2 protein-coding genes are annotated in these 833 nt (G+C 45.7%); both read right to left on the bottom strand.

Features of this window, described 5'->3' with window-relative positions:
• The coding region (locus HT737_RS29770) for a transporter substrate-binding domain-containing protein (RefSeq protein ID WP_182404608.1) at positions 1–385 on the bottom strand (385 nt) is incomplete at its 3' end.
• A gap of 49 nt (positions 386–434) precedes the next feature.
• Positions 435–833 (bottom strand): aldehyde dehydrogenase family protein (locus tag HT737_RS29765; RefSeq protein WP_182404607.1); only part of this gene is annotated, 399 nt, incomplete at its 5' end.

Here is an 833-nt window from a genome sequence, read left to right as displayed (position 1 = left end):
CATAGTAATAAATAGCTGGAAAATCTAGTACTCGTCGACGCTGAGCAGTTGGGGTCATAGAACCAACAGAAAGGTCCCACCTGCCTTGCCAGTTACCAGCCGTGATAACATCCCAGCTTGGGGTGACAAAACGTACATTGACGCCAATCCGTTTGGCTATTTCACGCGCAACTGCCACGTCAAAACCATCGAGATTGTTTCCTTCTGCCAAGAAGGAAGCAGGCGGATTAGCTACGTCAGTTGCTACAACCATTTCTTTATTTTTTTCGATTCTGTCCCATGCTTGCCCTGCATGGGCGGCAATAGACGTAGATGTCAAGAATATGGCCAGCGCTGAAATCACAAGCCGTTTAGCTAAAGCGTTAGTTTCTTGAGTAGTCCTCATTGCTATTTCCTCTTGGATTTATTATGGAAAATCTCTTCTTTATAATCTATTAAGAGTTGTATGAAACGCAGACGTATTTCATTTCCGTATATTCGGCTGTGCCATGCCTGGAACCCTCCCTTCCAAGCCCCGACTGTTTCCACCCACCGAACGGGATAGGGGGACCTGTAAAACTAGGGGTGTTAACTGCAACCATCCCATATTCAAGACTGCTAACAAGTCTTGTAGACCGGGCGAGGTCGTTGGTATATACATAGGCCGCCAAACCCATTTCTGTGTTATTAGCGCGCTTAACTACCTCGTCTTCACTATCAAACGGTAGAATTGCAGCCAAAGGACCAAATATTTCGTCGGTAGCGATCAACATGCCATCAGTCACATCAGCTAAAACGGTTGGTGAAACAAATGAACCAATTGAACAATCCGAATGATGAGCGACTACACATGC

Source organism: Pseudomonas sp. MD195_PC81_125, assembly GCF_014060985.1.
GTDB lineage: Bacteria > Pseudomonadota > Gammaproteobacteria > Pseudomonadales > Pseudomonadaceae > Aquipseudomonas > Aquipseudomonas parakoreensis.
Note: the sequence above shows the minus strand (reverse complement) of the source record. Positions and strands in the feature narration are given on the sequence as shown.